General features: G+C 68.9%; 20 protein-coding genes. 8 read left to right on the plus strand and 12 right to left on the minus strand.

Annotated features, from left to right (window positions below; all coding sequences use genetic code 11):
- Window positions 1–115: 115 nt before the first annotated feature.
- From addB to trxA, 3 genes are read left to right on the plus strand one after another with little or no spacing between them, the layout of a single operon-like run.
- Window positions 116–3,052: a double-strand break repair protein AddB gene (gene addB, locus FHR20_RS04705; RefSeq protein WP_167298431.1), complete on the plus strand. Its 2,937-nt coding sequence runs from the start codon at window positions 116–118 to the stop codon at window positions 3,050–3,052.
- Window positions 3,036–6,467 carry a double-strand break repair helicase AddA gene (gene addA, locus FHR20_RS04710; RefSeq protein WP_167298432.1) on the plus strand — a complete coding sequence of 1,144 codons (3,432 nt, stop codon included), beginning with the start codon at window positions 3,036–3,038 and terminating at the stop codon, window positions 6,465–6,467. The genes addB and addA overlap by 17 nt, the downstream gene beginning before the upstream one ends.
- 54 nt (window positions 6,468–6,521) lie before the next feature.
- Window positions 6,522–6,866, plus strand: coding sequence for a thioredoxin (trxA, locus tag FHR20_RS04715; protein ID WP_167298433.1), 345 nt, complete (start codon window positions 6,522–6,524; stop codon window positions 6,864–6,866).
- 162 nt (window positions 6,867–7,028) lie between these two features.
- Here the strand turns inward: trxA and argJ are convergent, their stop codons facing one another.
- Window positions 7,029–8,255 carry a bifunctional glutamate N-acetyltransferase/amino-acid acetyltransferase ArgJ gene (argJ, locus tag FHR20_RS04720; RefSeq protein WP_167298434.1) on the minus strand — a complete coding sequence of 409 codons (1,227 nt, stop codon included), beginning with the start codon at window positions 8,253–8,255 and terminating at the stop codon, window positions 7,029–7,031.
- 56 nt (window positions 8,256–8,311) lie between these two features.
- Here argJ and FHR20_RS04725 point away from each other — a divergent pair, with 56 nt between their 5' ends.
- The 4 genes from FHR20_RS04725 to secA all read left to right on the plus strand — a co-directional run bounded on the left by FHR20_RS04725 (window position 8,312) and on the right by secA (window position 12,649).
- Window positions 8,312–8,980, plus strand: coding sequence for a TonB family protein (locus tag FHR20_RS04725; protein WP_167298435.1), 669 nt, complete (start codon window positions 8,312–8,314; stop codon window positions 8,978–8,980).
- A gap of 92 nt (window positions 8,981–9,072) precedes the next feature.
- On the plus strand, window positions 9,073–9,378 hold the full coding sequence (locus FHR20_RS04730; RefSeq protein WP_086129187.1) for an energy transducer TonB: 306 nt from the start codon (window positions 9,073–9,075) through the stop codon (window positions 9,376–9,378).
- 154 nt (window positions 9,379–9,532) lie between these two features.
- Window positions 9,533–9,793, plus strand: coding sequence for a hypothetical protein (locus tag FHR20_RS04735; RefSeq protein WP_167298436.1), 261 nt, complete (start codon window positions 9,533–9,535; stop codon window positions 9,791–9,793).
- A 114-nt stretch (window positions 9,794–9,907) separates the two neighbouring features.
- Window positions 9,908–12,649 (plus strand): preprotein translocase subunit SecA, encoded by a 2,742-nt coding sequence (gene secA / locus FHR20_RS04740; protein ID WP_167298437.1) that lies wholly within the window; start codon window positions 9,908–9,910, stop codon window positions 12,647–12,649.
- A gap of 241 nt (window positions 12,650–12,890) precedes the next feature.
- On the opposite strand, the gene FHR20_RS04745 is transcribed toward secA, so the two are convergent.
- The 4 genes from FHR20_RS04745 to FHR20_RS04760 all read right to left on the minus strand — a co-directional run bounded on the left by FHR20_RS04745 (window position 12,891) and on the right by FHR20_RS04760 (window position 16,357).
- On the minus strand, window positions 12,891–13,487 hold the full coding sequence (locus FHR20_RS04745) for a CC0125/CC1285 family lipoprotein (protein ID WP_167298438.1): 597 nt from the start codon (window positions 13,485–13,487) through the stop codon (window positions 12,891–12,893).
- A gap of 122 nt (window positions 13,488–13,609) precedes the next feature.
- A complete protein-coding gene (locus FHR20_RS04750) occupies window positions 13,610–14,122 on the minus strand; it encodes a phosphoribosyltransferase (RefSeq protein ID WP_243857120.1) in 513 nt (170 codons plus the stop codon).
- Window positions 14,119–15,135 carry an adenosine deaminase gene (locus FHR20_RS04755; protein ID WP_167298439.1) on the minus strand — a complete coding sequence of 339 codons (1,017 nt, stop codon included), beginning with the start codon at window positions 15,133–15,135 and terminating at the stop codon, window positions 14,119–14,121. The genes FHR20_RS04750 and FHR20_RS04755 overlap by 4 nt, the downstream gene beginning before the upstream one ends.
- 133 nt (window positions 15,136–15,268) lie before the next feature.
- A complete protein-coding gene (locus tag FHR20_RS04760) occupies window positions 15,269–16,357 on the minus strand; it encodes an AraC family transcriptional regulator (protein WP_167298440.1) in 1,089 nt (362 codons plus the stop codon).
- Window positions 16,358–16,550: 193 nt separating this feature from the next.
- Here FHR20_RS04760 and FHR20_RS04765 point away from each other — a divergent pair, with 193 nt between their 5' ends.
- A complete protein-coding gene (locus FHR20_RS04765) occupies window positions 16,551–17,351 on the plus strand; it encodes a sensor histidine kinase (protein WP_208413400.1) in 801 nt (266 codons plus the stop codon).
- Between the two features lie 89 nt (window positions 17,352–17,440).
- On the opposite strand, the gene FHR20_RS04770 is transcribed toward FHR20_RS04765, so the two are convergent.
- The 7 genes from FHR20_RS04770 to FHR20_RS04800 are packed head-to-tail and all read right to left on the minus strand — an operon-like array spanning window position 17,441 to window position 25,399.
- Entirely contained in the window at window positions 17,441–18,217 is a 777-nt protein-coding gene (locus tag FHR20_RS04770) for a 4'-phosphopantetheinyl transferase family protein (RefSeq protein WP_167298442.1), read from the minus strand.
- Complete coding sequence (locus FHR20_RS04775; RefSeq protein ID WP_167298443.1) at window positions 18,217–19,188, minus strand: ABC transporter substrate-binding protein; 972 nt, start codon at window positions 19,186–19,188, stop codon at window positions 18,217–18,219. Before FHR20_RS04775 ends, FHR20_RS04770 begins: the two co-directional genes overlap by 1 nt.
- Window positions 19,185–20,225: an NAD(P)/FAD-dependent oxidoreductase gene (locus FHR20_RS04780; protein ID WP_167298444.1), complete on the minus strand. Its 1,041-nt coding sequence runs from the start codon at window positions 20,223–20,225 to the stop codon at window positions 19,185–19,187. The genes FHR20_RS04775 and FHR20_RS04780 overlap by 4 nt, the downstream gene beginning before the upstream one ends.
- A 6-nt stretch (window positions 20,226–20,231) precedes the next feature.
- Window positions 20,232–21,548 carry a diaminobutyrate--2-oxoglutarate transaminase gene (gene ectB / locus FHR20_RS04785; RefSeq protein ID WP_341786407.1) on the minus strand — a complete coding sequence of 439 codons (1,317 nt, stop codon included), beginning with the start codon at window positions 21,546–21,548 and terminating at the stop codon, window positions 20,232–20,234.
- Window positions 21,545–23,200: a GMC family oxidoreductase gene (locus FHR20_RS04790; RefSeq protein WP_167298446.1), complete on the minus strand. Its 1,656-nt coding sequence runs from the start codon at window positions 23,198–23,200 to the stop codon at window positions 21,545–21,547. Before FHR20_RS04790 ends, ectB begins: the two co-directional genes overlap by 4 nt.
- Before the next feature lie 34 nt (window positions 23,201–23,234).
- Window positions 23,235–24,047, minus strand: a complete 813-nt coding sequence (locus FHR20_RS04795; protein ID WP_167298447.1) for a cupin domain-containing protein — start codon at window positions 24,045–24,047, stop codon at window positions 23,235–23,237.
- A gap of 14 nt (window positions 24,048–24,061) precedes the next feature.
- Window positions 24,062–25,399, minus strand: coding sequence for a SidA/IucD/PvdA family monooxygenase (locus FHR20_RS04800; protein WP_208413401.1), 1,338 nt, complete (start codon window positions 25,397–25,399; stop codon window positions 24,062–24,064).
- Window positions 25,400–25,403 lie beyond the last annotated feature (4 nt).

Raw genomic sequence — 25,403 nt, forward strand, 5'->3', positions numbered from 1 at the left:
GTTTGCGGGGAGAGGGGGCGGGGCGTAGCCGAAGCCGGGAGGGGGAGTTATCCACAGCCCCCGCTCCCCGGCCCCCTCCCCTGAAGGGGAGAGGGAGATTAGGGTCGCCCAGCCCATGCCCACCGCCCTTCGCCTCTACGCCATCCCGCCGCACCGCGCCTTTGCGGATGCGCTCGCGAACGGGCTGATCAAGCGCTTCGGCAGCGACCCGATGGGCCTGGCCCGCGGGCTGGTCCTGCTTCCCAACAACCGTGCCAAGAAGGCCATCCAGGACGCGTTCGTCCGCGCCAGCGGCGGCGGCCTCCTCCTGCCGCGGCTCGTCGCGGTCGGCGATCCCGAGCTGGACGAGGCGGTGTTCGATGCCGCCGGCGATCCCGATCCCGTGCCGCCCGCCGTCCAGCCGCTCCAGCGCCAGCTGATCCTCGCCCGTCTCATCCAGCAGGCCGAGCCCCGCCACGACGCCGCCGAAGCCGTCCGCCTCGCCGGCGATCTCGCCGCCACGCTCGACCAGCTGCTCATCGAGGAAGTGCCGCCCCGCCGGCTCAAGGAGCTGGACCTGGGGCCCGAGCTTTCCGCCCATTGGGAGCGTTCGCTCAAGCTGTTCGAGATCGTCCTCGAACATTGGCCGAAGGAACTCGCCCGCCTGGGCCGCATCGATCTCGCCGACCGTCGCCGCCTGCTGATCGACAAGGTGGCGAAGCGCTGGAAGGCCGATCCGCCGGCGGGCTTCGTCTGCGCCGCCGGCATCACCGCCAGCGCGCCGGCCATTGCCCGGCTCCAACGGGTGGTGGCGGGGTTGCCCAAGGGGATGGTGGCGCTTCCCGACCTCGCCATCGCGATCTCCGATGCCGAATGGGACATGCTCGGGCCCCATGCGCCCGATCCCGTCACCGGCCGGCGCCGGCGCAACCTTGAGACCCACCCCCAATTCCATCTCAAGCTCCTGCTCGAGCGCATGGGCGTCCACCGCAGCGAGTTCGATCCCTGGCGTGCCGCCAGCGAGCATGATGCCGCGCCCTCGCGCAGCAAGGCGATCGCCTCGGCGATGCAGCCACCCGAGCTGACTCATGGCTGGACCACGCTTCCCGAGCGCGAGCGGCGGCTCGACGGCGTCCGCGCCCTCGAAGTCGCCACGCCTGCGGAGGAGGCCCAGGCCATCGCCCTGGCGCTGCGCCAGACGCTGGAGACCCCGGGCCGCACCGCCGCGCTGGTCACGCCCGACCGCGCGCTCGCCCGCCGCGTCGCCGCGCATTGCGCGCGCTGGGGCATCGCGATCGACGATTCCGCCGGCCAGCCGCTCTCGATCCTGCCGCCGGGAACCCTGCTGCTCGCGCTCGCCGATGCCGCCGCCCAGCGCTTTGCCCCATTGCCGCTGCTCACGCTCCTCAAGCACCCGCTGGTGATGCCCGGAACGCGGCCCGAATGGCTGGAGGGCGCTCGCCTGCTGGATCGCGCGCTGCGGGGGCCGCGCCCGGCGCCCGATCTTGCCGGTATCGATCGCTATCTGGCGGAGCAGGATGGCAGGGACGGGCCGCTCCGCCAGGCCGCCCTGCGCTGGTGGCCGGCGGCCCGCGTGCTGCTCGCCCCGCTCGAGACCGTCTTTGGCGGGGGGGCACAGCCGATCCCGGAGCTGCTCGCGGCGCTGCGCGAAGTCGCCCAGGCGCTGGGCGGCGACGGCCTGTGGAGCCGCGCCGAGGGCCGCGCCGCCGCGACTCTGCTCGACGATCTCGAGCGCGAGGCCGGGGACGGCCCGCGCCGCGCCGATCCGGACACGCTTGCGCCGATGCTGCGCACGCTGATGGACCAGATCGCCGTACGCCCGCCCCAGGGCGGCCATCCGCGCCTCGCCATCCTGGGCCAGCTGGAAGCGCGGCTGCAGACTGCCGACCTGATGATCCTGTCGGGCCTCAACGAAGGCGTCTGGCCGGGCCTGCCCGCGCCCGATCCCTGGCTCGCCCCGCGCATCCGCGCCGAACTGGGCCTGCCCGGCCTGGAGCGCCGCATCGGCCTGGCGGCGCACGACCTTGCCGGTGCGCTGGGCGCGCCGGAGGTGCTGCTCACGCGCGCGCGACGCGACGCCACTGCGCCGACCATCGCCTCGCGCTTCTGGCTGCGCCTCGAGGCGCTCGCCGGCGGCCTCGACCGGGCCCAGGATCTCGCCGCCTGGCTCCACGCGATCGATCGGCCGGGCGCCCATGAGCCTGCAGAGCGCCCCGAGCCGTCGCCCCCGGTCGAGGACCGCCCCAAGGCGATCTCGGTCACTGAAGTCGATCGCCTGAAGGCCGATCCCTACGCCTTCTACGCGCGCCGCATGCTGAAGCTCATGCCGCTCGATCCGGTCGATGCCGATCCCAGCGCGGCGTGGCGAGGCACGGCGGTGCACGATGTTCTTCAGAAATGGTTCGAACTCGACGGCTGCGATCCGGCGAAGCTGCGCGCGCGCGCCGAGGCGATGCTGGTGGACGCGCGCACCCATCCGATGATGCGCGCGCTCTGGCAGCCGCGGCTGATGGAAGCGATCGACTGGATCGCCCGGCAGATCGCCGAGGACCCGGAGCGCAAGGTGCTCGCGGTCGAGCTCGACGGCGACATCGAATTCGCCGGCGTGAAGCTGCGCGGCAAGTTCGACCGGATCGATCGCCTGCCCGATGGCGGCCTGGCGATCGTCGACTACAAGACCGGCCAGCCGCCCAGCACCCGGGCCGTCCGGGCCGGGTTCAGCCTTCAGCTCGGCCTGCTTGGGCTGATCGCCGAGCGGGGCGGGTTCGCCGATATCGAGGGCGTCGCGCGTGCCTTCGAATATTGGTCGCTCGCCCGTTCGCCGCGCACCGGCGGCTTCGGCTATGTCGACAGCCCCGTCGACCCGAAGAAGAAGGAGCCGATCCCCGCCGAGGAGTTCGTCGACATCGCCGCGCATCACTTCGCCGATGCGGTGCGCGCCTGGCTGACCGGCGACCAGCCCTTCACCGCCAAGCTGGTGCCGGAATATGCGCCCTATGCCGAATATGACCAGCTGATGCGCCGCGACGAATGGTATGGCCGGCGTGACTGAAGCCCGTCCCCTCCACCCGCTGAAGGGCAACCAGAGCCGGGCGAGCGACCCGGAGCGGCATGTCTGGCTGTCCGCCTCGGCCGGCACGGGCAAAACCCAGGTGCTCGCTGCCCGTGTCTGGCGCCTGCTGCTGCACGGCACCGATCCGGGTGCGATCCTCTGCCTCACCTTCACCAAGGCCGGCGCCGCCGAAATGTCGGAGCGCATCACGAGCCGCCTGGCGCGATGGGTGCGCATCGACGAGGGGAGCCTGCGTGCCGATCTCGCCGCGCTTGGCGAGACTGCGACGCCGCAGATGATCGGCAAGGCCCGCCAGCTCTTCGCCAAGGTGCTCGATGCGCCCGGCGGCGGTATCCGCATCCAGACGATCCACAGCTTCTGCCAGTCGCTGCTCGCTGCCTTTCCGATGGAGGCGGGGCTGGTTCCCGGCTTCCGCCCGCTCGACCAGCGCGAGGAAGCGGTGCTGGCGCGCGAGGCGCTGGCCGAGATGCTGGTCGATGCCGAGCGCGATGGGCGCGGCTGGATCGTCGACGCGGTGGGTGCGCTGTCGTTGCGGCTGGGCGAGGGCAAGGCCGAGGATTTCCTCAAGGCCTGTGCCAGGGAAGGCGAGGCGCTCGCCGGGTTGCCGATCCTGATCCAGCCTTTCCTGCGCGAGGCGCTCGGCCTGCCCGAGGGCGACGTGGATGCCGAGATCGCCCGGCGCTGCGGAGACGACGCCTTCGATCTCGGAAGCTTGCGCGCGCTCACGGTAATGAATGCCGACTGGGGCACGGCGCGCGGCCTGGAGCGCGCGGACATCGCCGCCGCCTGGCTGTCCGGATCCCCCGAGGCGCGCGCCGCCGGCCTCGCCGATCTCCATTCGATCTGGGCCACGGCCAAGGGCGAGCCGCGTTCCTTCGGCAAGGGCCAGGCACCGCAGGACCCGGCCTATGCCGATCATGCGATGCGCCTCTACGAGGCCTGCGCCGAACTGCTTGGCATGAAGACCCAGGCCGCCTATGCGGACCTGCTCGCTTCGGGCCTCGAAGCCGGCCGGGTCTATGCCGAGACCTATGCACGGGCCAAGCGCCGGCTCGGCGCGGTCGATTTCAACGACCTGATCCACCGCACCGTCGCCCTGCTCGCCGAGCCCGGCATGGGCGAATGGGTGCGCTTCAAGCTCGATTCCGCGACCGAGCATGTCCTGATCGACGAGGCGCAGGACACCAATCCCCAGCAATGGGCGATCGTCAGCGCGATTGCGGACGAGTTCTTCGTCGGCGAAGGCGCGCGCGCGGAGACGGTCCGCACCCTGTTCACCGTGGGCGACTACAAGCAGGCGATCTTCGGCTTCCAGGGCACCGACCCGATCTTCTTCCGCGCCGCCTTCGAGCGCTTCCTGGCAAAGTCGCGCATCCATCCCGATCCGGACTTCGACATGGCGCCGCGCGAAGTGGAGGAGCTGTCGCTCACCCACAGCTTCCGCTCGACCCGGCCGGTGCTCGAATTCGTCGATGCCGCGATCGGCGCGCTGCCGATGCCGGGCATGGGCGAGCTTTCCGATGTCGAGCCGCATGCCAGCGAAGTGCCCGGACCGGGCACCGTGACGTTGTGGCCGCCGGTCATCGAAGGCGGCAGCGAGGCCGACGAAGAGGCGTGGGTGAGCGATGCCACCCGCAAGCTCGCCGGCGACATCGCCCGGGCGATCAAGGGCTGGATCGGCACGCTCGACCTGGAGAGCAAGGGCCGCAAGCTGGCGCCCGAGGACGTGATGATCCTGGTCAAGCGCCGCGGCGAGCTGGCCTCGCTGATCGTCGCGCGCCTTTACGCAGAGGGAGTGCCGGTGGCGGGCGTCGATCGGCTGCGGCTGAACGCGCCGCTGGCGGTGCAGGACCTGCTTGCCGCCATCCGTTTCGCGCTCCAGCCCGAGGACGATCTGTCGCTGGCGTCGCTGCTGGTCTCGCCGCTGATCGGCTGGAGCCAGGAAGCGCTGATGGACGCGGCGGTCCGCGAGCGTGGCGGTCTCTGGCGGCACCTGCGCAACACCCAGCCTGCGGAGCGCCTCGCGCCGCTATACGCACTGCTTGCCCGCGCCGACATCGCGACCCCCTATCGCTTTCTGGAGGAACTGCTTTCCGGGCCCCTTGACGGCCGCCGCAAGCTGCTTCGCCGGCTGGGCGAGGAAGCGCGCGATCCGATCGAGGAACTGCTCAACGCGGCGCTCAACTTCGAGAAGCTGGCGACGCCTTCGCTGCAGCGCTTCCTGGACTGGTTCGATCGCGGCGATGTCGAGATCGTCCGCGACGCGGCCCAGCCCCAGGCGGCGGTGCGGGTGATGACCGCGCATGGTGCCAAGGGCCTCCAGGCGCCCCTGGTCATCCTTGCCGACGCCACGGTCGACCCGACGCGGTCCCCGCGCGACTTCCTGCATTGGGAACCGTCCGCGGCGCCCGGAAAGCTGCCGATCTTCCGGCCCCGCGCCGCTGAGCGGGGCGTGCTGGGGCAAGTCCTCGAACTTGCCGATGCTCGCGAACTCAGCGAGCATTGGCGCCTGTTCTACGTGGCTGCCACCCGGGCCGAGGAACGGCTGGTCGTGGCCGGTGCCCTGGGCCCTCAGGCCAAGGGCGTCCCTCCGCAGAAGAGCTGGTATGCCGCCAGCGCCGCCGCGCTGGACGCCCTGGGCGTGGCCGAGGGGGATATCCGCGAGTTCAAGGGATTGCAGCCCCAGGCGCCGCTTCCCGCCCGGCCCCGACCGGAACAGGGGCCCGTCGCGGCCTTGGCGCTTCCCGGATGGGCACGCCGCCCGGCACCCGAAGAGGCCCGCCCGCCGCGTCCGCTCGCGCCCTCCGCGCTGGGTGACGACGCCGTCGCCGATCCGCCGCCCACGCCAGCGCTGCGCGCCGCCGCCGAGCGCGGCCGGCTCCTGCATGCCCTTTTCGAGCGGTTGCCGTCGGTCGGGCCGGCCGAGCGCGCCGCCGCCGCGCAGCGCTGGCTGGCCGGGGCAGGGGGCGTGGGCGACCCGGCCCTGCGTGCCGAGCTCGTCGCCGCGGCCCTGGCAGTCACCGAGGATCCGCGCTTCGCCGAGCTGTTCGGCCCAGCCTCGCTGGGCGAGGCGCCCATCGCCGCAGTGGTGGGGGACGGGCTGGTCGTCTCGGGCACGGTCGACCGGCTGGTGGTCGCGCCCGGCCATGTCCGGGTGATCGACTTCAAGACCGGCCGCCGCGCGCCCGCGTCGCTGGACGACATTCCTCCCTATCACCTCCGGCAGATGGCGGCCTATGTCGCCGCGCTGGCGGTGATCTTCCCGGGGCGCACGATCGAGGCGGGACTGCTCTATGCGGCGGGGCCGGTGCTTCACCTCCTGCCGGCCGATCTGCTCTCGGCGCACAAGCCGGGCTTCACGGATATGGAGCAAAGCTTGGGCTTGCGCGCTTGACCCGGCGAGGTGCCATCATAAATTAGCGGCCGATATCGTATCAGGAGTTTGATCATGGCCACCAAGGCGACCACCGACGCCAGCTTTTCCGCAGACGTTCTCGAGGCCGGCAAGCCCGTGCTCGTCGATTTCTGGGCGGAATGGTGCGGGCCATGCAAGATCATCGCCCCGGCGCTCGAGGAACTGGCCGAGGAGCTGGCCGACAGGGTGGAGATCATCAAGATCGACATCGACGAGAATCCCGACGCGCCGACCAAATATGGCGTGCGCGGCATTCCGACGATGATCCTGTTCAAGGACGGCCAGCCGGCGGCGACTCAGGTCGGCGCAATGCCGAAGAGTGCGATCAAGCAGTGGGTCGAGCGCTCGCTGACCGCGGGCGCGTCGAACCTGGCCTGAAGCCCCGGCAACGGCGCAGGCGGGCCCATTTCTCCCCGTCTTCCCCGCGTTCTCCCCGTCATCCCCGCGAAGGCGGGGATACGGGACAGGGAGTGCGGGGGCTGCTGATTGCGTCCCCGCCCTGGCCGGCAGCGGCGCGAGGCACCCGCCGCACCGCGACGCTCAGCTGCGATAGTCCGCGTTGATCGAGATATAGCCGTGCGTCAGGTCGCAGGTCCACACGGTGGCGCGACCCTCGCCGAGACCCAGCTCGACGCCGATCTCGATCTCCCGGCCCTTCAGGTGCGCGGCGACGGGCGCTTCGTCATAGCCTTCCACGGCCAGGCCGTCGCGCGCCACCTGGGTGGCGCCGAAGCGAATGGCGAGCCTGTCGCGTTCGGCGGGTTCGCCGGCCTTGCCCACTGCCATCACCACGCGGCCCCAATTGGCGTCCTCGCCGGCGATCGCGGTCTTCACCAGCGGCGAATTGGCGATAGACATGGCGATCCGGTGCGCGCTGGCATCGCTCTCCGCGCCCTCGACGGTGATCTCGATCAGCTTCTGCGCGCCCTCGCCGTCGCGGACGACGAGCTGGGCGAGCTGGTGGCAGAGGTCCTGAAGCGCGGCGCGAAAGGCGTCGGCGCCGTCATCCTCGTCGCCTGCCAGCACCGCATTGCCCGCACTGCCGGTGGCGAAGGCGAGCACGGTGTCGCTGGTCGAGGTATCGCCGTCCACGGTGATGCACGAGAAGCTCTTGCGGTTGGCATCGCCCAGCGCGGCCTGCAGGAAGGCCGGATCGACTGCGGCATCGATGAAGAGGAAGCCGAGCATCGTCGCCATGTCCGGCGCGATCATGCCCGATCCCTTGATGATGCCGATCAGGCTGACGGTCTTGCCTCCGACCACCGCGCGCGTGACCGCGCCCTTGGCGAAAGTGTCGGTGGTCATGATCGTGGCGGCGGCGTCTTCCCAGCTGCAGGGCGGGGCAGCGAAGGCATTGTCGAGGCCCGCCTCGGCCTTGTCGATCGGCAGCGGCACGCCGATCACGCCGGTGGAAGCGACGAATATGTCGGAAGGCCGGCAGCCGAGATGCGCGGCGGCGCGGGCAGCGATCGCCTCTACCGCGGCACGGCCGCGATTGCCGGTGAAGGCGTTGGAATTGCCCGCATTCACCACCAGCGCGCGCGCCTCGCCCAGCGGCAGCGCCTTGCGGCACCATTCCACCTCGGGCGAGGGGCATCTGCTGCCGGTCAGCACGCCCGCCACCGCCGTTCCCGGCGCCAGCTCGATGAAGGTCAGGTCGCAGCGATCCCAGCTCTTGTATCGCGCCCGGGCGACGCGCGCGGTGACGCCGGGAATGGCCGGCAGGGCGGGGAAGGGAAGCGCGAGCGGGGAGCATTCGATGGACATGCGGGGACCTGTTGCTAAACTGGCGTCCGCTTCGGGGAAGCTGGGGGAAAGATCAAATGCTTTTGGTATTGTTGGCGGCGCTGGCGATGCAGCCCGCGCCGGCGGTGCAGGATGCGAAGAACGCGCGGAGCGCCGAGGGCGGGAGCAAGCCGGTGCCAAGGGGGATGCCGCAGAACTGGATCACCGACAGGGATTATCCGATGGGCTCGCGGCAGCGGCGCGAAGTCGGCGCGGTGGCGTTTCGAGTCGACGTGGATGCGAAGGGCGAGCCCGCCGCCTGCCACATCCTGGGGACCTCGGGCTATGAGATGCTTGATCTCGCCATCTGTCCGCTGCTGATGAAGCGTGCCCATTTCGCACCGGCGACCGATGTCGCGGGGAAGCCCGTGGCGGACTTCTACGACGGCCGCTTCTTCTGGCTGATCCCGGGCGGCGGGCACGCGGATCTGAACAAGCTGGCCGCCGAAGTCGGCAGGCCGCTGCCGCTGATCGTGGGGCGGCCGGAGCTTCCCGGGAGCTACGCCCATCCGGCGCTCCTGCGGGTTGTGTTCTTTGGCTCCAAGCCGCGGAGCTGCAACGTGGAACTGGGCACGGGCGACGCCGCGCTCGATGTCGTGGCCTGCGAGCAGACGATGGCGAAGATCGCCATGCCGGATCTCTCCACCCAGATCCGCCCGAGGCCGGACAGCCGGATGGTCATCGTGGGGTTCGAGGCGGCGAAATAGCCCCGGGGCCGGACCGGCCATGGTGGCGCGATGGACATCAGCGCCGCCGGTGATAGCAATGCGTCAGTCGCCGAAGACATGAAAGGCATCCGATGATTCTCGCTACCCTCCTGGCCCTTGCCGGACAGACGGCGCCGGTCGCGCCGGCTCCCATCATGACGATCACCGTGCAGAAGCTGCCCGCGAGCTATACCAAGGCGCCGGTAGTCCATCTCGACTTCGACAAGCAGGGCGCGGTCTCGGCCTGCACCGTCGAGCAGTCGAGCGGCAGTGCGGGTATCGACAAGGTGGCCTGCCAGCAGGTGCAGACGCTCAAATTGCCGGCCGAAAGCGGCAAGGCGCCGGAATCGCGCTCGGCTTCGGTGGATTTCGTCGCGGGCGGTGCCACGGCGCAATGATCCGCGCGGGCCGGGGCAGGCTTTGCCCCGGCCCGTTCCGACCTGCGACGGGCGGATACTCGCTTTCGATTGGACGAAGGCGATCGGAATTACTATGTCGCCGAAAGCGCGCCCCATGATGTTGGGGCGCCGGAACATTTGCGAGCTTCGTTTCTTGGAACTGCTGCTTCTCCTCACTGCCTTTCTCGCGAGCCTGACCGGTGCCGGTTCGGCCGATCGCGGCGGACTTCGGCAGATGCAGGGCGTGGCGGTGGTCCAGGCTGCCCAGGCGGCGCAGGCGGCGGTGCTTCCGGCCCGTCGCGCCGTGGCTGCGCTCCCCGTGCCGCTGCTGCGGCCTGAAAGGGTTCTTCCGCTCGCGGCCGTGCGGAACGCGCCCGCCGCCCTGCGCCTGCCCTTCGAGCGCCGGCTCGAATAAGCTTCCTCGCGGCCCGCTGAACCCGGCGGCCGTTCTTTCCGTTTTCGCATCCAAGCGGGCGCCGGCCGCAGCGGCGCGCCCGTCCGACCACCCTAGACATAGACTGGAAAATCCATGCTCGGCGGTTTTGCCAAGACCCTCTTCGGCTCCTCGAACGATCGCTATGTGAAGTCGCTCGGCAGCATCGTGAACAAGATCAACGGCTTCGAGCCGGCGATCTCGGCGATGAACGACGAGGAGCTTTCGAGCCAGACGGTGAAGTTCCGCGAGCGGCTCGCGAATGGCGAGAAGCTCGACGCGCTGCTTCCGGAGGCCTTCGCCACGGTGCGCGAGGCGGCCAAGCGCGTGCTCGGCCAGCGCCACTATGACGTGCAGATGGTGGGCGGCATCGTGCTCCACCGCGGCGAGATCGCCGAGATGCGCACCGGCGAGGGCAAGACGCTGGTCGCGACGCTGGCGACCTATCTCAACGCGCTGCCGGGCGACGGCGTCCATGTCGTCACCGTCAACGACTATCTCGCCAAGCGCGATGCGGAGTGGATGGGCCAGGTCTACAAGTTCCTCGGCCTCACCGTCGGCGTGATCGTGCCCAATCTCTCCGATCATGAACGCCGCGAGGCCTATGGTTCGGACATCACCTATGGCACGAACAACGAGTTCGGCTTCGACTATCTGCGCGACAACATGAAGTACGAGCGCGTCTCGATGACGCAGCGCCCGTTCAACTTCGCGATCGTCGACGAGGTCGACTCGATCCTGATCGACGAGGCCCGCACGCCGCTGATCATCTCCGGCCCCACCGACGACAAGTCCGAGCTCTACATGGGCGTCGACGCGGTGGTGAAGCAATTGGCGCCGGAGGACTATGAGAAGGACGAGAAGCAGCGCACCATCGTGCTGACCGAGGACGGCACCGAGAAGGTGGAGCGCATGCTCGAGGCCGCCGGGCTGCTCCAGGGCGCCAATCTCTACGACTTCGAGAATACCCAGGTCGTCCACCACCTGAACCAGGCGCTGCGCGCGAACGTGATGTTCAAGCGCGACATCGATTATATCGTGAAGGACGACAAGGTCGTCATCATCGACGAGTTCACCGGCCGCATGATGGATGGCCGGCGCTGGTCGGACGGCCTGCACCAGGCGGTGGAGGCCAAGGAAGGCGTCCAGATCGAGCCGGAGAACCAGACGCTCGCCTCGATCACCTTCCAGAACTATTTCCGCATGTATCCCAAGCTCTCGGGCATGACCGGCACCGCGGCGACCGAGGCACCCGAATTCTTCGATATCTACAAGATGAACGTCGTCACCATCCCGACCAATCTGCCGGTGCAGCGCGTCGACGAGGAGGACGAGTTCTACAAGACGCTCGACGAGAAGTTCGCGGCGATCGCCAGGAAGATCAAGGAACACGCCGTCAAGGGCCAGCCGGTGCTGGTCGGCACCGTCTCGATCGAGAAGAGCGAGATGCTCTCCGAGTTCCTGACCAAGGAAGGCGTGGAGCACAGCGTGCTCAATGCGCGCCAGCACGAGCATGAAGCGCATATCGTGGCCCAGGCGGGCCGGCTGGGCGCGGTGACCATTGCCACGAACATGGCCGGCCGCGGCACCGACATCCAGCTGGGCGGCAACCTCGAGTTCCGCACCCATGACGAACTGGCCGAGATGGAGGATGGCCCCGCCAAGGATGCCGCGATCGAGCAGATCCGCGCGGAGATCGCGGCGGAGAAGCAGAAGGTGAAGGAAGCCGGCGGCCTGTTCGTGCTCGGTACCGAGCGGCATGAGAGCCGCCGCATCGACAACCAGCTGCGCGGCCGCTCGGGCCGCCAGGGCGATCCGGGCCTGAGCCGCTTCTACCTGTCGCTGGACGACGACCTGCTGCGCATCTTCGGCTCGAACACGCTGTTCGCCAAGATGATGCGCAACAACATCGCCGATGGCGAGGCGATCGGCTCGAAGTGGCTGAGCAAGGCGATCGAGACCGCGCAGCGCAAGGTGGAGGCGCGCAACTACGACATCCGCAAGCAGGTCGTCGAATATGATGACGTGATGAACGACCAGCGCAAGGTGATCTACGAGCAGCGCGCGGACATCATGGACGCCGAGACGGTGGGCGACGTCGTCACCGACATGCGCGCCGAGACGGTGAACGCCATCGTCGGCGAATATTGCCCGCACGGCTCCTATCCCGAGCAGTGGAAGGTCGAGGAGCTGAAGGAGAAGGTGCTGAGCACCCTCAACGTCGATGCGCCGGTCGAGCAGTGGATCAGGGACGAGGCGCAGATCGAGCCGGAGATGGTCGAGGAGCGCATCCGCGAGGCCGCGGACAAGCTCGTCGAGGCCAAGGCCGTCGATCTGGAGCCCGAGACCTGGAGCCAGATCGAGAAGTCGATCCTGCTGCAGAATCTGGATCATCACTGGAAGGAGCATCTCGCGATGCTCGACGCGCTGCGCCAGGTCGTGCACCTGCGCGCCTATGCCCAGAAGACGCCGATCAACGAGTACAAGCACGAGGCGTTCGCGATGTTCGAGCGCATGCTGGGCCAGATCCGCGAGGATGTGACTCGCACGCTCGCCTTCGCCCAGTTCCGGATGGAGCCTGCGCCGCAGTTGCCCGAGCTTCCCGACTTCCTGACCACCCATATCGATCCGCTGACCGGCGAGGACGATACCTATGATTATGACGGCGGTGCGGCCGGGCTGATCACCACCCGCTTGCCGCAGATGGGCATTCCCCAGCCTTCGGCCGAGGAACTCGGCACCGATCCGGCGCAGTGGGAAGGGCTGGTCAGCCGCAACGCGCCGTGCCCCTGTGGCTCGGGCCGCAAGTACAAGCACTGCCACGGCCAGGTGGCATAACTTCTTCTGCAGTCCCCTCCCGCTTGCGGGAGGGGCCAGGTTGAGAACCCGAACAAGTATCTGATTCCTTGCCGTCATCCCCGCGCAGGCGGGGATGACGATTGAAGGAATATGAGGCCTCGACCTGGGAGAGGATCAACCTGGGAGAGGGGATGTCCCGATATCCCCAAACACAAAAGGGCAGACACAGCAGGCCCGCCCCCAACCCCTCCCGGTTGCGGGAGGGGCTTTTCGTGCGTTCTTACTTCGTGGCCGGCATCTGGATCGACGGGCCCAGGCGGCTGACCACCTCGTGCGCATCGAAGGCGCGCAGGTTGTCGGAGGGCTTGGGGCCCTTGCCCATCACCACTTCGGCCATCGCCTCATATTGGGTGACGGTGCGATAGTCCCAGTCGCGGTCGCGCCAGAAAGGGTCGTCGAAGAACGGATCCCAGCTGCGCCAGCCCCAGCGCGGACCGCGATAGAAGCGCCAGGACGGGCTCCAATAGCCCCAGGGCCCGGGGCCCCAGGCACCCGGCTCGCGCACGATATCGGTCTTCTTCTCGGTGTCGCGATCGGACAGGATGAAGTGATCGAAACCCTGTTGGAGCGTCAGCTCGGCGGCACGGTAGAGCAGGTAGCGCTCGACCGTCTCGCGCGAGGTGAGGCTGTTGCCGGAGAAGCTGATGCGGAAGCGGTTGCTTTCGATCTGCGTGTCCGAATAGCCGTTGCGGACAGCGGTGCCGTTGCCGGTGGCAGGCTGATAGGGGGTCGCGGTCATACAGGCGGACAGCGAGATGCTGCCGGCGAGGATGAGAGCAAGCGCTGCGAACCGAGGGCGCTTGGGAGTTCTCAACATGGTTCCTCCGAAGTTAAAGTCTGGGCACTGCTATGACGGAACGAACGCGCGCCGGCAGGGATGTGTCCACGATGGAGCGTGGCATATCCGCGATTGACGGAGGCTGAACAACCCATGCCAGATCACGCCAGGCGTTCGGGAACTTCCATCGCATCCTCGGCGAGCGTGTCGCGAGGCGCCATGGCTTCCCAGGGGAAGACGAACCAGTCCTTCTCGACCGAGCGATCGATGCGGCGGGAGCGATAATCGACCTGCTGCGAGGAGCGGAGATTGTCGAGCAGCACGGCGAAGCGGATGCGGCTGGCGATCGCGCCTTCGCCGGCAAGCGCGTTGCGGATCTCGCCGATCGTCTTGCCGCTGTCGTTGATGTCCTCGACGAACAGCAGCCGATCGCCGTCGCGCGTCCGCCGGGCGAGCACCGAGACCAGTTCCTCGCCGAACTGGGCGATCCTGGTCGAATGGTCGATCGAAACGAGCGGCAGGCCCATCCGGTGCGACAGGAACACCGCCGGCGTCAGCCCGCCGCGGCCGACGCCGACCAGCAGTGTCGGGTTCCAGGCTTCCGCGGCGGCGGCGATGGCGTGGACGCCCGCCACCATCTCCTCATGCGTGAAATGGGTGAAGACGATGCTCAAGCGTGTTCCTCCGCATAGGCGTCGACCCGGGCGAGGTGCGCGGCGACTTCGTCGTCGGAAAGAAAGGAACCCAGGAAACTGTTCCGCGCCAGCGTCACCAGGTCGCGGCGGCTGAGATCGCGGCCCTGCGCGATCGCCCGGTAATTGTCGGCGACATAGCCGCCGAAATAGGCGGGATCGTCCGAATTGACCGTGGCGCGCAGGCCCAGTTGCAGCATCCGGTCGATCGGATGCGCGTCGACCGAGGCGACGTTGCACAGCTTGACGTTGGAAAGCGGGCAGACGGTGAGCGTCATCGAGGAGCGGGCCAGGCGCGCGACCAGGGCCGGATCCTCGAGGCTGCGATTGCCATGGTCGAGCCGGTCGATCGCCAGCAGGTCGAGTGCCTCGGCGACATATTCGGGCGGCCCTTCCTCGCCGGCATGGGCGACGCGCTTGAGCCCCATCGCGGCGGCGGCGGCGAAGACGCGCTCGAACTTGGCAGGGGGATGGCCGAGCTCCGACGAATCCAGGCCGACGCCGGCGATCCGGTCGAGCCAGGGCTGGGCCTGGGTCAGCGTCTTGAAGGCATCCTCCTCGTCCAGGTGGCGCAGGAAGCAGAGGATCAGCTTGGACGTGATGCCGAGCCGCGCCTCGGCCGCCTCCATGCCGGCGAGCAGCCCGTTGGCGACCACGCCGAACGGAATGCCCCGATGGGTGTGCGTCTGCGGATCGAAGAAGATCTCGGCATGGACGACCCCGTCCTGCGCCACCCGCTCGAAATAGGCGAGGGCGAGGTCGTGGAAATCCTCCTCGGTGCGCAGCACGTCGGCACCGGCATAATAGATGTCGAGGAAATCCTGGAGGTTCGAGAATGCATAGGCGGCCCGCACTTCCTCCACCGAAGCGAAGGGAATGGCGACGCCGTTGCGCCGGGCAAAGGCGAACATCTGCTCGGGCTCCAGGCTGCCTTCGATGTGCAGGTGAAGTTCCGCCTTGGGTAGTCCGGCGATGAACGTGTCGAGGTCGTGCATCGTGCGAACATCGCAGGCGGGGCGAGGAGTCGCAAGGGGAGGGGCGCGGCCTGCGACGCGTCCGCCTGTGGCGCCGCGGGATCCCGGCTCGCTCCCCAACCGGAGAATGGCGCGCAATCGCGATTCCGCCGCATCATGGCGTCGGCACCTCGATCGCCTGCGCCCCGGCCGGGTCCGGGTCCCTGTCCTCCGCCGGGGCCGGGGCCGGGGCGGCCAGGGCATCCTCGCTCGCCGAACGGCGCCACGCGCTGGGCGACATGCCGAACTCGGAGGTAAACCAGCGCGTGAACGCGGCGGGCGAGGCATAGCCCAGCATCTCGCCGATCGTGGCGAGCGGCTGGACGTTGTTGAGCAGGTGGCGGACCACCAGCTCGCGGCGTATTCCGTTCAGCACCGCGCTGAAGCCGGCACCTTCGGCCTCCAGCCTGCGCTGGAGCGTGCGCGGCGAGACGCCGATGTGGCGCGCGACCTTCTCGATGGAGGCGTTGCCGGACGCGAGCAGGATGAAGAGCGCCCGGCGCGTCCGCTCCACTTCGGTGAGCGGGGGGGCCGCGGGCAGCTGCGTCTCGAAATAGCGGTTCGCATAGGCGGCAAGGTTCGAGCGATAGCCCGGGTTGCGGGCACGCAGCGTCTCGCGGCCATAGACGACGCCGTTCGCGTCGCTGCCGAAGCGCACCGGGCAGCCGAGCACCCGGTGGTGCACGTCCAGCGAGCGGGGAGCGGCATGCATGAAATGCAGGCATTCCGGCTTCCATGCGCTGCCCCCGATCTCGATGAAGACGCGCGAGAGCATCGCGGCCACCGCTTCATGGGCCTGGCGCGGCGCGAAATCGATGTTGCTGACGATCTGGGTCCGCACCAGCGCAGCGTCGCCCTCGATCTCGAGGCTGAAGGTGAGCAGGTCGCTCAGCAGATGCTGGTAGCGGATCAGCGTGCGGACGGCGTCGTCCAGCGTCTCCTGCTGCTGGAGGACGAGGCTCAACGGGCCGAGCGAGGATAAGTCGCGCCGCTCGGCGATCAGCATTGCGAAGTGCGGGCAGTTCGCTTCCATGGCCGAGCGCTCGAGGATCGAGGCGATCACGCCGCGGGGAAGCCGTTCCTCGGGGTTGCGGAGTTGCGACGGGCTGACGCCGATGTCGGCAAGAATGCGATAGGGATCGAGGCCAACTTCCAGGGCGACCGGGACATAGTCCATCAACATGGCCGCACGCCCCGAAGTCATGCCGGACCCTCCCCATGCCCGGCGTGCATCCGGGACGTTCCAATTCTTATGCAGGGTGACGTGAACTGCCAAGTGGTTGGCGTGAAATGCAAAGCAGTCTGGCGCAACTCGTCCTAATGAATCCGCGAATACTGGTTTCCATGGGCAGGAAATCGGAAGAACGGAGAAGTAAATGGGGTTCGATGGGGCATCGATGGCCAGGCGCAGCGCCGGCGCCGACGCATATGCATTGCGCGAGGCGCTCGATTCGGTGCGGTTTGCGGCGAATGATTCGCCGCGCGATCCCGGTGCGCCGGGGGATCCCGCGGCGCGCGCGCGGCTGACGGCGATGAGCGCGATGGCGGCGGCGATGGCGCATGAGCTGAGCCAGCCGCTGACTGCCGCGAGCAACTACATGCTGGGCTGCGCCGCGGTACTGCGCGAGCGGATCCAGGGGCTGGAGCAACTGCTCGGCTTCATCGAGGATGCCGCGGCCCAGACCGCGCGCGCCTCGGACATCGTGCTGCGCATGCGCAGCTTCGTGAAGACCGGCCGGATCGACGCGCGGCCGGAATGCCTGATCGAAATGCTCGACGCCGTGCGCCCGCGCCTGTCGTGCCTGGACGATGTCGACATGGTGCGCAGCTTCGCGCCGGGATCGACCTGCGTGCTGGGGGATCGCATCCAGATCGAGATGGTGCTCTCCAATCTCCTGCTCAACGCGGCCCAGGCGATGGGGGACAGCCCGGCCCGGCAGATCGCGATCTCGAGCTGGACCGAAGGCCCCCGGGTCCGCATCCGCGTGGCGGATACCGGCCCCGGCGTGCCTCCAGGCGTCCGCGAGCATCTGTTCGAGCCGATGGTGAGCACCAAGCCGGCGGGCACCGGCCTCGGCCTCGCCATCTCGCAGACCATCGTCGACGCGCATGGCGGCACGCTGACGCTCGAACCCTCCGAACCCGGCGAAGGTGCCGTCTTCGTCCTCGCCCTGCCGCGCGGTTCCGACTTCCTCTGATTTTTCCCCCCGAGGCCCGTCCGGCACGGGCGGGGCGTTTCGCAACTGGCATTCCGTGGGGCGCGCGGCGGGGAGCGCGAGCTGGGGTTCTAGTCGAAACTTGGTTCCGCCGCATATTCTGCCTCTCCGGTGGTGACGGACCCTCTGAACCCGTCCGGATCGTGGAGATCGATCGCGACCGGTCGGTTGCCGGACGGGGCCAATGCCACGGCAACGGCAGTGCCGTCGTCGGGTTCGATCAGCCTGACCTGCCAGGCGGCGTCGTCCGGCGCATAGGGGTCGCGGATGCCGAAATGCCCCGGCGCGACCTCGATGGTGTCGATTGCGTCGAACCCCAGCGCCAACCCTCTGCCCAGCGCCTTGGCATAGGCTTCCTTCGCCACCCAGCGCGCCAGCAGATAGCGTCGTCGGCGTTCTCCGGTGCCCAGGCAATGATATTGGGCGAGTTCGGCCGGCGAGAGCATCACCGGCGCGAGCAGGGGGTCGTCGCCGCCGAGCCGATCCTCGAGATCGATGCCCAGGCCGGCGCCGCAATCATGGCCGATCGCGAGGGCGATGGTGTCGCGTCCATGGGCGAATGCGATCGTGATTTCCCGCGGCGCGTCGCGCAGGGTCGCTCGGCCGTTGCAGTCGATGCCGACGCTCCAGTGTGCGCTCGCCGGCCCGAATTGCGCGCGCAGCAGGCGTGCCAGCCATGCGCGGCTGAGCAACTGGGTGTCGCGCGCTTCGGGCGCGCGGATTTCCTCCAGTCGCGCGCGCGCGGCGGCATCGAGTTCCGCGAACTCGGCCCCTGGATCGCGATGTTCTCCTTCGCGCGGCACCAGCCAGAGGGTGACGGTGCCGGATGGCCTCGGGGTTGTCCGCATCAGTTCGCCTCCACCGCAAAGGCAGGCGCGATCCGCAGCCAGTGCCAGTCGATACCCAGGGGTTCGCCCATCGCGTCGAACTCGATGGTGCCGAGGCAGGTGGGCCAACGCCGAATGCGCAGCACTTCGGCCACGGCCGCCGGGCCGGGGCCCGCGATTTCCACCGCTCCCGCCAATATCTCGAGGGCCGCGCGGCTGGTCAGCGCATAGGCGCCGCCGTTCGGCGCCGGGTCGGCGGCGCCGCCGAGCGCCGCCACTCGCAGGTCCGAACTGCCGGGACGGATCGCGTCGAGCAGATGCGGCGTGCGGCAATCGTCGCTCAGCAGCACGCGCGGGTGCGATGCCAGCCGTGGCAACAGCGCGGCCGCGAATGCATGGCGCCCGATCACCGCCACCGGCCCGGGCGGGAGCGGGGGTATCTCCGCGGGGCGATCGGCATCGATGCGCAGGGGCGTGCATCCGGCCGCGCGCAGCAGATCCTCGATCGCATCGCCAAGGCTCTTGCCATGGGCGATGCGCTGCGTGACCAGCACCGGGCGTTCCCCGGTGACGACCAGTTCCTCGGCGAACAGCCTGGCCTGGCGCAGATCATGGGCGCACAGCCGGAAGCAATGCGGCATCGCCCCGGTCAATGCGGGATGCGTCGCGCCGGGCGCCAGCAGCACCGCGCCGCCCCGGGCATAGAGGGGCGCCGCGGCGAGCGCGGATGCGCTGTTGAAGTGCCCGACGACCAGCCGCACGCCGCGCGCGTCCATTGCCCGTGCGGCTGCTGCGCCGCCCGCGGCGCTCGCTCCGTCGTCCAGCCACAGATAGCCGAGCTCCGGAAAGTCGTCGGCCAACACTGTCGCCGCCCGGAGCAGGTCGGCACCGTGCGGACCGGTATCGACCGCGAGGCCGATGGTGGTGCGCCCCGGCCCGGGCTCCGGCAATCGGGAGAGCAGGGCCGCCCATTCCGGCTCCGGCGCCGTCATGCGAGAGCCTCCACTTGGCCGCGGGCATGCTGCCAGACCAACTCCGCCACCAGCGGCGCCAGCTTGAAGCCACCACCATTGCAGCCCGCTACGACCCAGGCCCGCTGGTCGGTGCCCCTTACGGGTTCCAGGATGCGGGCGCCGTCGGCCGTGCGGGCATAGCGGCAACGCGCCTGGCGCACGAACCGCCATTCGATCGTGCGGAACGTCTCGGCGATCCGCTCGGACAGGGCGTCGCTGTCGAACGGGCCCCCCGGGACGGCAAGATCGCTGGCGGCGAGCTTGAGCATCGTGCCGGCCACCGGCGGCGCGGCCCACAGGTCGTCATGCGGACCGAAATCGACGAGAAGGGGCGCGCGCTCCCAGGCGCGCGGGGCGGAGAAATAGAACATCGTCTGGTCGACACCGGTGAGACGCGGCGCCAGCATCCGTATCACCTCGCCGGTTCCGGCCCCCGCCGCGACGATGGTCAGGTCGGGCGCGAACGCCTCGCCAGGGCCGAGGCGGAAGCGCCCCTCGCGGATCTCCTCCTCCAGGATGGGCCGATTGGGCAGGAGGCGGCAGCCGAGCCCCTCGATCAGCCGGACCATGTCGGTGACGATGCGATCGGCGAGCAGCACGCCGGCGCGGGGTGTCCATAATCCGCCGCCCTCCGGGTGGCGGCGCAGTCCCGGCACCAGGGCCGCCAGGCTGGCGCTGCCCACGCGCTGGCAGGGCCAGCCGGCGGCGCCCAGGAAGATCGAGCGCGCTTCCATGCGGTTGCCGAGCAGGCCCCCGGTCTGGCGGTAATGGCTGTGGCCGAGCCGCGACCAGAGCTCCGCCCAGCCGCCCAGTGCCCGTTCGATGGCATGGACGTCGGCTTCGGATTCCGCGCCCAGCGGATGGATCAGCCGGTGCTGGTCCCAGGAAGCCGCCGCCGGATTGGGCAAGGGGCCGGCATCCGCCAGCGTCACGTCCCAACCGGCGCGGAGGAAGCGCCACGCGGTCCACAGGCCGTTGATGCCAGCCCCCACCACGAGAAGGCTGGGCCCGCGCATTGCCGGTCAGGCCGTCTCGAGCGCAGTGGCGGGAGCGGGGACGACCTCGGCGATCGCCTCGCCCAGCAGATCGGCCGCTTCGTCGATCTCCGCCGCGGTGATCGTGAGCGGCGGCAACAGCTTCAGCACTTCGCTGTGCGGGCCGCAGGTCTCGACGATCAGGCCACGCGCATAGGCGGCAGCCGAGACTCGTCCGGCGACATGCGGGTCGCGCCAGGCCAGGCCGCGGATCATGCCCCGGCCGCGCAGCTCGAAGCCGCCCGGCCTGCCATGGCCCGGCAACGCGCGCAGCCGCGCATCGAGCTGCGCGGCGCTTGCCGCAATGCGCCGTTCCAGCCGCTCGTCGCACCAATGGTTCTCGATGGCGGCGGTTGCCGCGACGAAGGCGAGATTGTGACCACGGAAGGTGCCGTTATGCTCGCCGGGCCGCCAGCAATCATGTTCCGGCGCCATCAGCACCAGCGACATCGGCAGCCCCATGCCGCCGATCGCCTTGGACAGGCAGACGATGTCGGGCCGGATCCCGGATTTCTCGAAGCTGAAGAAGCTTCCGGTACGCCCGCAGCCCGCCTGGATGTCGTCCACGATCAGCAGGGCGTCATGGGCGCGGGCGATCTCGGCTATCGAGCGCAGCCAGGCGTCCGACGCGACGTTGATGCCGCCTTCTGCCTGGACGACTTCCAGCAGGATCGCCGCGGGAGGATCGATCCCGCTGCCGGGATCGGCGAGCATGTGCGCGAGATAGGCGGCCGTATCGATCTCGCTGCCGAAATACCCGTCGAAGGGCAGCCGGTCGACGCCGCCGAGGGGAATGCCGGCGGCGCGCCGCTTGGCGGCATTCCCCGTCGTCGCCAACGCGCCGAGCGATACGCCGTGATAGCCGTTGGTGAAGGCGATCACGGCGTGGCGGCCGGTGACCCGCCGCGCGATCTTGAGTGCCGCTTCGATGGCGTTGGTGCCGGTCGGGCCGGTGAACTGGATCTTGTAGTCCAGGTTTCGCGGCACGAGGATATGGCGTTCGAACGCGTCCAGGAACCGGCGCTTCGCCACCGTGTGCAGATCGAGCGCATGGACGATCCCGCCATCGGCCAGATAGCCGCTGATCGCCGCGACGATCTCGGGCGGATTGTGCCCATAGTTGAGCACCCCCGCGCCGGCCAGCAGGTCGAGATAGCGCCGATCCTCCTCGTCGAAGAGCTCGGCGCCCCGCGCCCGCGCGAATACCGCGGGGAAGTCGCGGCAATAGACGCGCACTTCCGATTCCAGCCGGGCGAAGGATGCGGTGCCGCCAGTCGCAATGTCGGCGCGGGCGCGCCGGCTCACGGGCGCTTGCCCCTGCCGAGGATCATGTCGGCGGCACGCTGGCCGATCATCGCGCATGCGGCGTTGGTGTTGCCGCTGACGACCTCGGGCATGATCGAGGCATCGGCGACGCGCAGGCCGGCGATGCCGTAGACCTTGAGCTCCGGATCGACCACGGCATCGGCGCCGAGCCCCATCTTGCAGGTGCTGGCGAGGTGATAGATCGTCCGCACGTTCTTGCGGACATAGTCGGCCATTTCCCTGGGCGTTCTCGCCGATCCGAAGTCGTGCAGCGGCGCGCCCGCAATGCCCTTGAACGCTCGCTGGCGCACCAGTTCGCGCGACAGCTCCATGCCCTTGATCATCACGTCGATATCGGCCTGGGTCTGCATGTAGTTCGGGTCGATCAGGGGCGCGACGGTATAGTCGGCCGACTTGAGCCGGATCCGGCCGCGGCTCGACGGCCGGACGACGGTTGGCGAGAAGGAGAAGGAATTGGCGTCGTCGTCGTCGCCCTGCCAGAAATGGAACTGGAGGTCGGGCGCGGCCGAGGGTGCGTGGCTCTGCGTCTTGACGAACAGCCCGGCCTGGACGCCGCTGGCCCAGAGCGGCGGCAAGGCGGGAAGGGCGTGATAGGCGACCGGCAGCACCGGATGGTCCTGCAGATTCTCGCCGACGCCCGGCAGGTCCAGGACGACGGGGATGCCGAGCGCGCGCAACGCGTCGGCCGGGCCGATCCCCGAACGCATCAGGATCGCGGGAGAGGTGACCGCGCCGGCGCACAGGACGATCTCGCGGCTTGCGCGCGCCTGCAGCGTCTGGCCGTCGAGCACATATTCCACACCCACCGCGCGGCCGCCCTCGACGATCAGCCGCTTGACCGGCGCATCGTGCCGGACGGTGAGGTTGGTGCGCCCCATCGCGGGATGGAGATAGGCCTTGGCCAGGCTGCACCGTTCCAGCCTTGGCTTGCCGTCGCGCAGCTCGGTGCGGATGGTGAACTGATAGAAGCCCGCGCCGTCCTGCTGGATCGCGCCGTTGAAGTTCCAGTCCGGCCCCTTGAAGCCCATCTGCACCGCCGCCTGCACGAACGCCGTGCCCGGCAGGCTCTTGTGCGGATAGTTCTGGACGGTGAGGGGCCCCTTGTTGCCGGTCAGCGGCCCGCGGATGTCGCGATTGCCTTCCGCCGCGATGAACAGCGGCAGCACGTCCTCATATGCCCAGCCCCTGTTTCCCTGATAGGCCCAATTGTCATAGTCGGCCCGGTTGCCGCGGATATAGATCATCGCGTTGATCGAGCTGCATCCGCCATAGGCCCTGCCGCGCGGCGCGGGGATGATGCGGCCGTCGATGTGCGGCTGGGGGATCGTCTGATAGTTCCAGTCGTAGATCGGGGAGCCCTTGGCCTTGTAGTAATTGTCGGGGTTCTGGATGATCGGGGTATAGTCGGTCGGGCCGGCTTCCAGCGCGAGCACGCGAAGGCCCGCCTTTGCGCTCAGCTGGTTGGCGACGACGCAGCCGGCCGATCCCATGCCGATGACGATATAGTCGAATTCGGTGTCCTGTGCGGCGATCGCCGCACGGGCGGATGCCGTGCCGGCGGCCGCCACGGTCGAGCCCAGGGCGCCCAGGAAACCGCGCCGGTTTAGAGTTGCCGTCTTCAGGTCCGTCATTGCTCCGCTCCCGCCAGAAACGCGAAGGATCGCGTCAGATCTTGCGTCCCGCCCACGCCACGCCATCGGCACCGCCCCACCAGAGGAACAGCACGACCAGCGGCTCCCCGGGCTGGTCGTTGGTCACGACGTGCTCGCATTCGGGTTCGAAATAGATGAGGTCGCCCTGGCCGATCGCGCGCTCGTGCGCGTTGAGCCGCAGGCTGCCGCTGCCCGACAGCACGAAGGCGAGCTCTTCCTCGTCATGGGGGAACAATTCGCTGGCCGTGCCCGGCGCGATGGTGGCGACGGCGCCGCCCCAGGGCGTGCGGACCCCGCCCTTCCACGGCAGCAGACGCCGGAACAGCGTGCCATATTCCATGCGCGGCTGGGCATCGGCCGCCCATTGCGCGGGAAGCCCGTCGAACAGCCAGCGCCGGTCCAGCGCGGCGCGGATCACGGCGTCGACCTGCGCGACCGGGTAGAAGCCGGTCAGGCCGTAGCGGATGCGCGCCATATAGGCATCGGTGGGCGAGGCGAAGCCATGGATCGTGCGCGGCAGCAGCACTTCCGCCTCGACGGTCTCCCCGCCGATCCGCGCCTGGATCGGCTGCAGCGCATAGTCGGGATCGGCCTGTGCGAGCTTCGCATGCTGTTCGGGCGTGATGCGATAGGCGACGCCGATCGCCTCCGCGCCGGGCGCCGGCACGATCGCCGAAGTGCCGCCGCCGAACGCCTCGCGATAGTTGACGAAGGCCAGCCGATAGTCCGCCACGCGCGCGGCGGCAAAGGCCTCGGGCTTGCCGAAATCCTCCGCGAAATGATCCGGATCGGTGCTCGAGCCATAGGTAAACAGCCAGGTGGACATGCGCGCGGCTCCGTTCAGCGGTTCCGGTTGGTCAGGAAGGATTCGAGGATCGTCTGGGCCTTCAGCGCGGTCATGCTGAGCGACGAGGCGTCGCTGGCGCCGTGGGTGCGCTCGGTGACGCCGTTCAGGTACAGCGCCGGGCCGAAGCCGGACGCGGTCCGGACGCGATAGTCGAGCGCGACTTCGGGTCCTCCGCTGGAATCGGTGACGATCCATTTGCGCAGCGGCTCGAGCAGCGGCGGGAAGGCGGGTTCGTGATAGCCGGTGCAGAGCACCACGATATCGGCGTCCACCATCCGTTCGGCACCGCTGAGTCCGTCGACGAAGCGGATCCGGAATCCCTCGCCGACGGGTTCGATCTCGCTGGCGGCGTGGCGGGCGATGACTTCGGCGCGCGTCGTGCCGAGCACGCGGTCCTCGTACATCCGCCAGTAGAGGCCCTGGCTGATGTCGATGTCCACCGCCGAGAAGTTGGTCAGGTGATATTCCTGTGCGGCCATGCGCCGCTTCTCGGGGGAGAGGGCATGGAAATAGGGCACCTGGTCGGGAAAGAAGACCTCGTTGCTGAAATGGCCGATATCGACGAGGCGGAACGGCAGGCCGCGATGCACCGAGGTGAGCTGCGCGTTGGGGAAATGGTCGTAGAGCCAGAGCAGCGTCTCGCCCGCGCTCTGGCCCGAGCCCAGCACGCAGATCTTGAGCGGCGCCGCGCGATCGAAGGCGGAGATCCGGTCGAGAAATCCCGCGCTGTGGAACATGCGCGGACCCAGATGCGGGCGGAACGGCTCGGGCACGCGCGGGAACTGGCCGGTGCTCACCACCAGGTTGCGCGCCGCCATCCGGCTGCCGTCATCCAGTTCGAGCTCGATCAGGTTCGGCGCGCCGTTGCGCATGGCCGCGGGGGCGATCGATCGCACCGCCAGCCCGTAGCGGACCAGCGGATCGAAATGGCGGGCGGTCCAGACGACATAGTCGTTCCATTCGACCCGGCTCACGCGCCCGCCGAGATGGCCGAACTGGAACAATCGGCCGGTTTCTTTGAGATAGCAGGCGAAGGTGAAGCGGCTGCGCGGGTCGCGCGGCGTGGCGAAGTCGCGGAGGAAGTGATGGTTGAGGTCGGCGCCGCGGATCAGCAGCCCGGGCTGCCAGGCAGGGCCGGGGCGCCGCTCGATGAACCGCAGGCTGGGTACCGAGGCGCCCTGCGGCTGGACGTCGCGCCAATCGCTATAGGCGGCGGCAAGGCTTATTCCGCCGGGGCCGAAGCCGATACAGGCAAGGTCGATGGCAGTGACCGCCGGCTCGGCGACGGTTTCGAGGACTTCGGCGGATTTCAATCCGGTTTCGTTGTACATCTGG

The organism is Sphingomonas leidyi, from assembly GCF_011761945.1.
Taxonomy (GTDB): Bacteria; Pseudomonadota; Alphaproteobacteria; order Sphingomonadales; family Sphingomonadaceae; genus Sphingomonas; species Sphingomonas leidyi.

What these genes read in the sequence shown, in the direction of transcription:
- FHR20_RS04800 (WP_208413401.1), bottom strand. Translation starts at nt 25,399, where the DNA reads ATGTACAACGAAACCGGATTGAAATCCGCCGAAGTCCTCGAAACCGTC.
- FHR20_RS04770 (WP_167298442.1), bottom strand. Translation starts at nt 18,217, where the DNA reads ATGCGGACAACCCCGAGGCCATCCGGCACCGTCACCCTCTGGCTGGTG.
- FHR20_RS04725 (WP_167298435.1), top strand. Translation starts at nt 8,312, where the DNA reads ATGCTTTTGGTATTGTTGGCGGCGCTGGCGATGCAGCCCGCGCCGGCG.
- FHR20_RS04790 (WP_167298446.1), bottom strand. Translation starts at nt 23,200, where the DNA reads ATGACGGACCTGAAGACGGCAACTCTAAACCGGCGCGGTTTCCTGGGC.
- trxA (WP_167298433.1), top strand. Translation starts at nt 6,522, where the DNA reads ATGGCCACCAAGGCGACCACCGACGCCAGCTTTTCCGCAGACGTTCTC.
- FHR20_RS04760 (WP_167298440.1), bottom strand. Translation starts at nt 16,357, where the DNA reads ATGACTTCGGGGCGTGCGGCCATGTTGATGGACTATGTCCCGGTCGCC.
- addB (WP_167298431.1), top strand. Translation starts at nt 116, where the DNA reads ATGCCCACCGCCCTTCGCCTCTACGCCATCCCGCCGCACCGCGCCTTT.
- FHR20_RS04795 (WP_167298447.1), bottom strand. Translation starts at nt 24,047, where the DNA reads ATGTCCACCTGGCTGTTTACCTATGGCTCGAGCACCGATCCGGATCAT.
- secA (WP_167298437.1), top strand. Translation starts at nt 9,908, where the DNA reads ATGCTCGGCGGTTTTGCCAAGACCCTCTTCGGCTCCTCGAACGATCGC.
- FHR20_RS04745 (WP_167298438.1), bottom strand. Translation starts at nt 13,487, where the DNA reads ATGTTGAGAACTCCCAAGCGCCCTCGGTTCGCAGCGCTTGCTCTCATC.
- FHR20_RS04730 (WP_086129187.1), top strand. Translation starts at nt 9,073, where the DNA reads ATGATTCTCGCTACCCTCCTGGCCCTTGCCGGACAGACGGCGCCGGTC.
- addA (WP_167298432.1), top strand. Translation starts at nt 3,036, where the DNA reads ATGGCCGGCGTGACTGAAGCCCGTCCCCTCCACCCGCTGAAGGGCAAC.
- FHR20_RS04780 (WP_167298444.1), bottom strand. Translation starts at nt 20,225, where the DNA reads ATGCGCGGGCCCAGCCTTCTCGTGGTGGGGGCTGGCATCAACGGCCTG.
- argJ (WP_167298434.1), bottom strand. Translation starts at nt 8,255, where the DNA reads ATGTCCATCGAATGCTCCCCGCTCGCGCTTCCCTTCCCCGCCCTGCCG.
- FHR20_RS04765 (WP_208413400.1), top strand. Translation starts at nt 16,551, where the DNA reads ATGGCCAGGCGCAGCGCCGGCGCCGACGCATATGCATTGCGCGAGGCG.
- FHR20_RS04775 (WP_167298443.1), bottom strand. Translation starts at nt 19,188, where the DNA reads ATGACGGCGCCGGAGCCGGAATGGGCGGCCCTGCTCTCCCGATTGCCG.
- FHR20_RS04755 (WP_167298439.1), bottom strand. Translation starts at nt 15,135, where the DNA reads ATGCACGACCTCGACACGTTCATCGCCGGACTACCCAAGGCGGAACTT.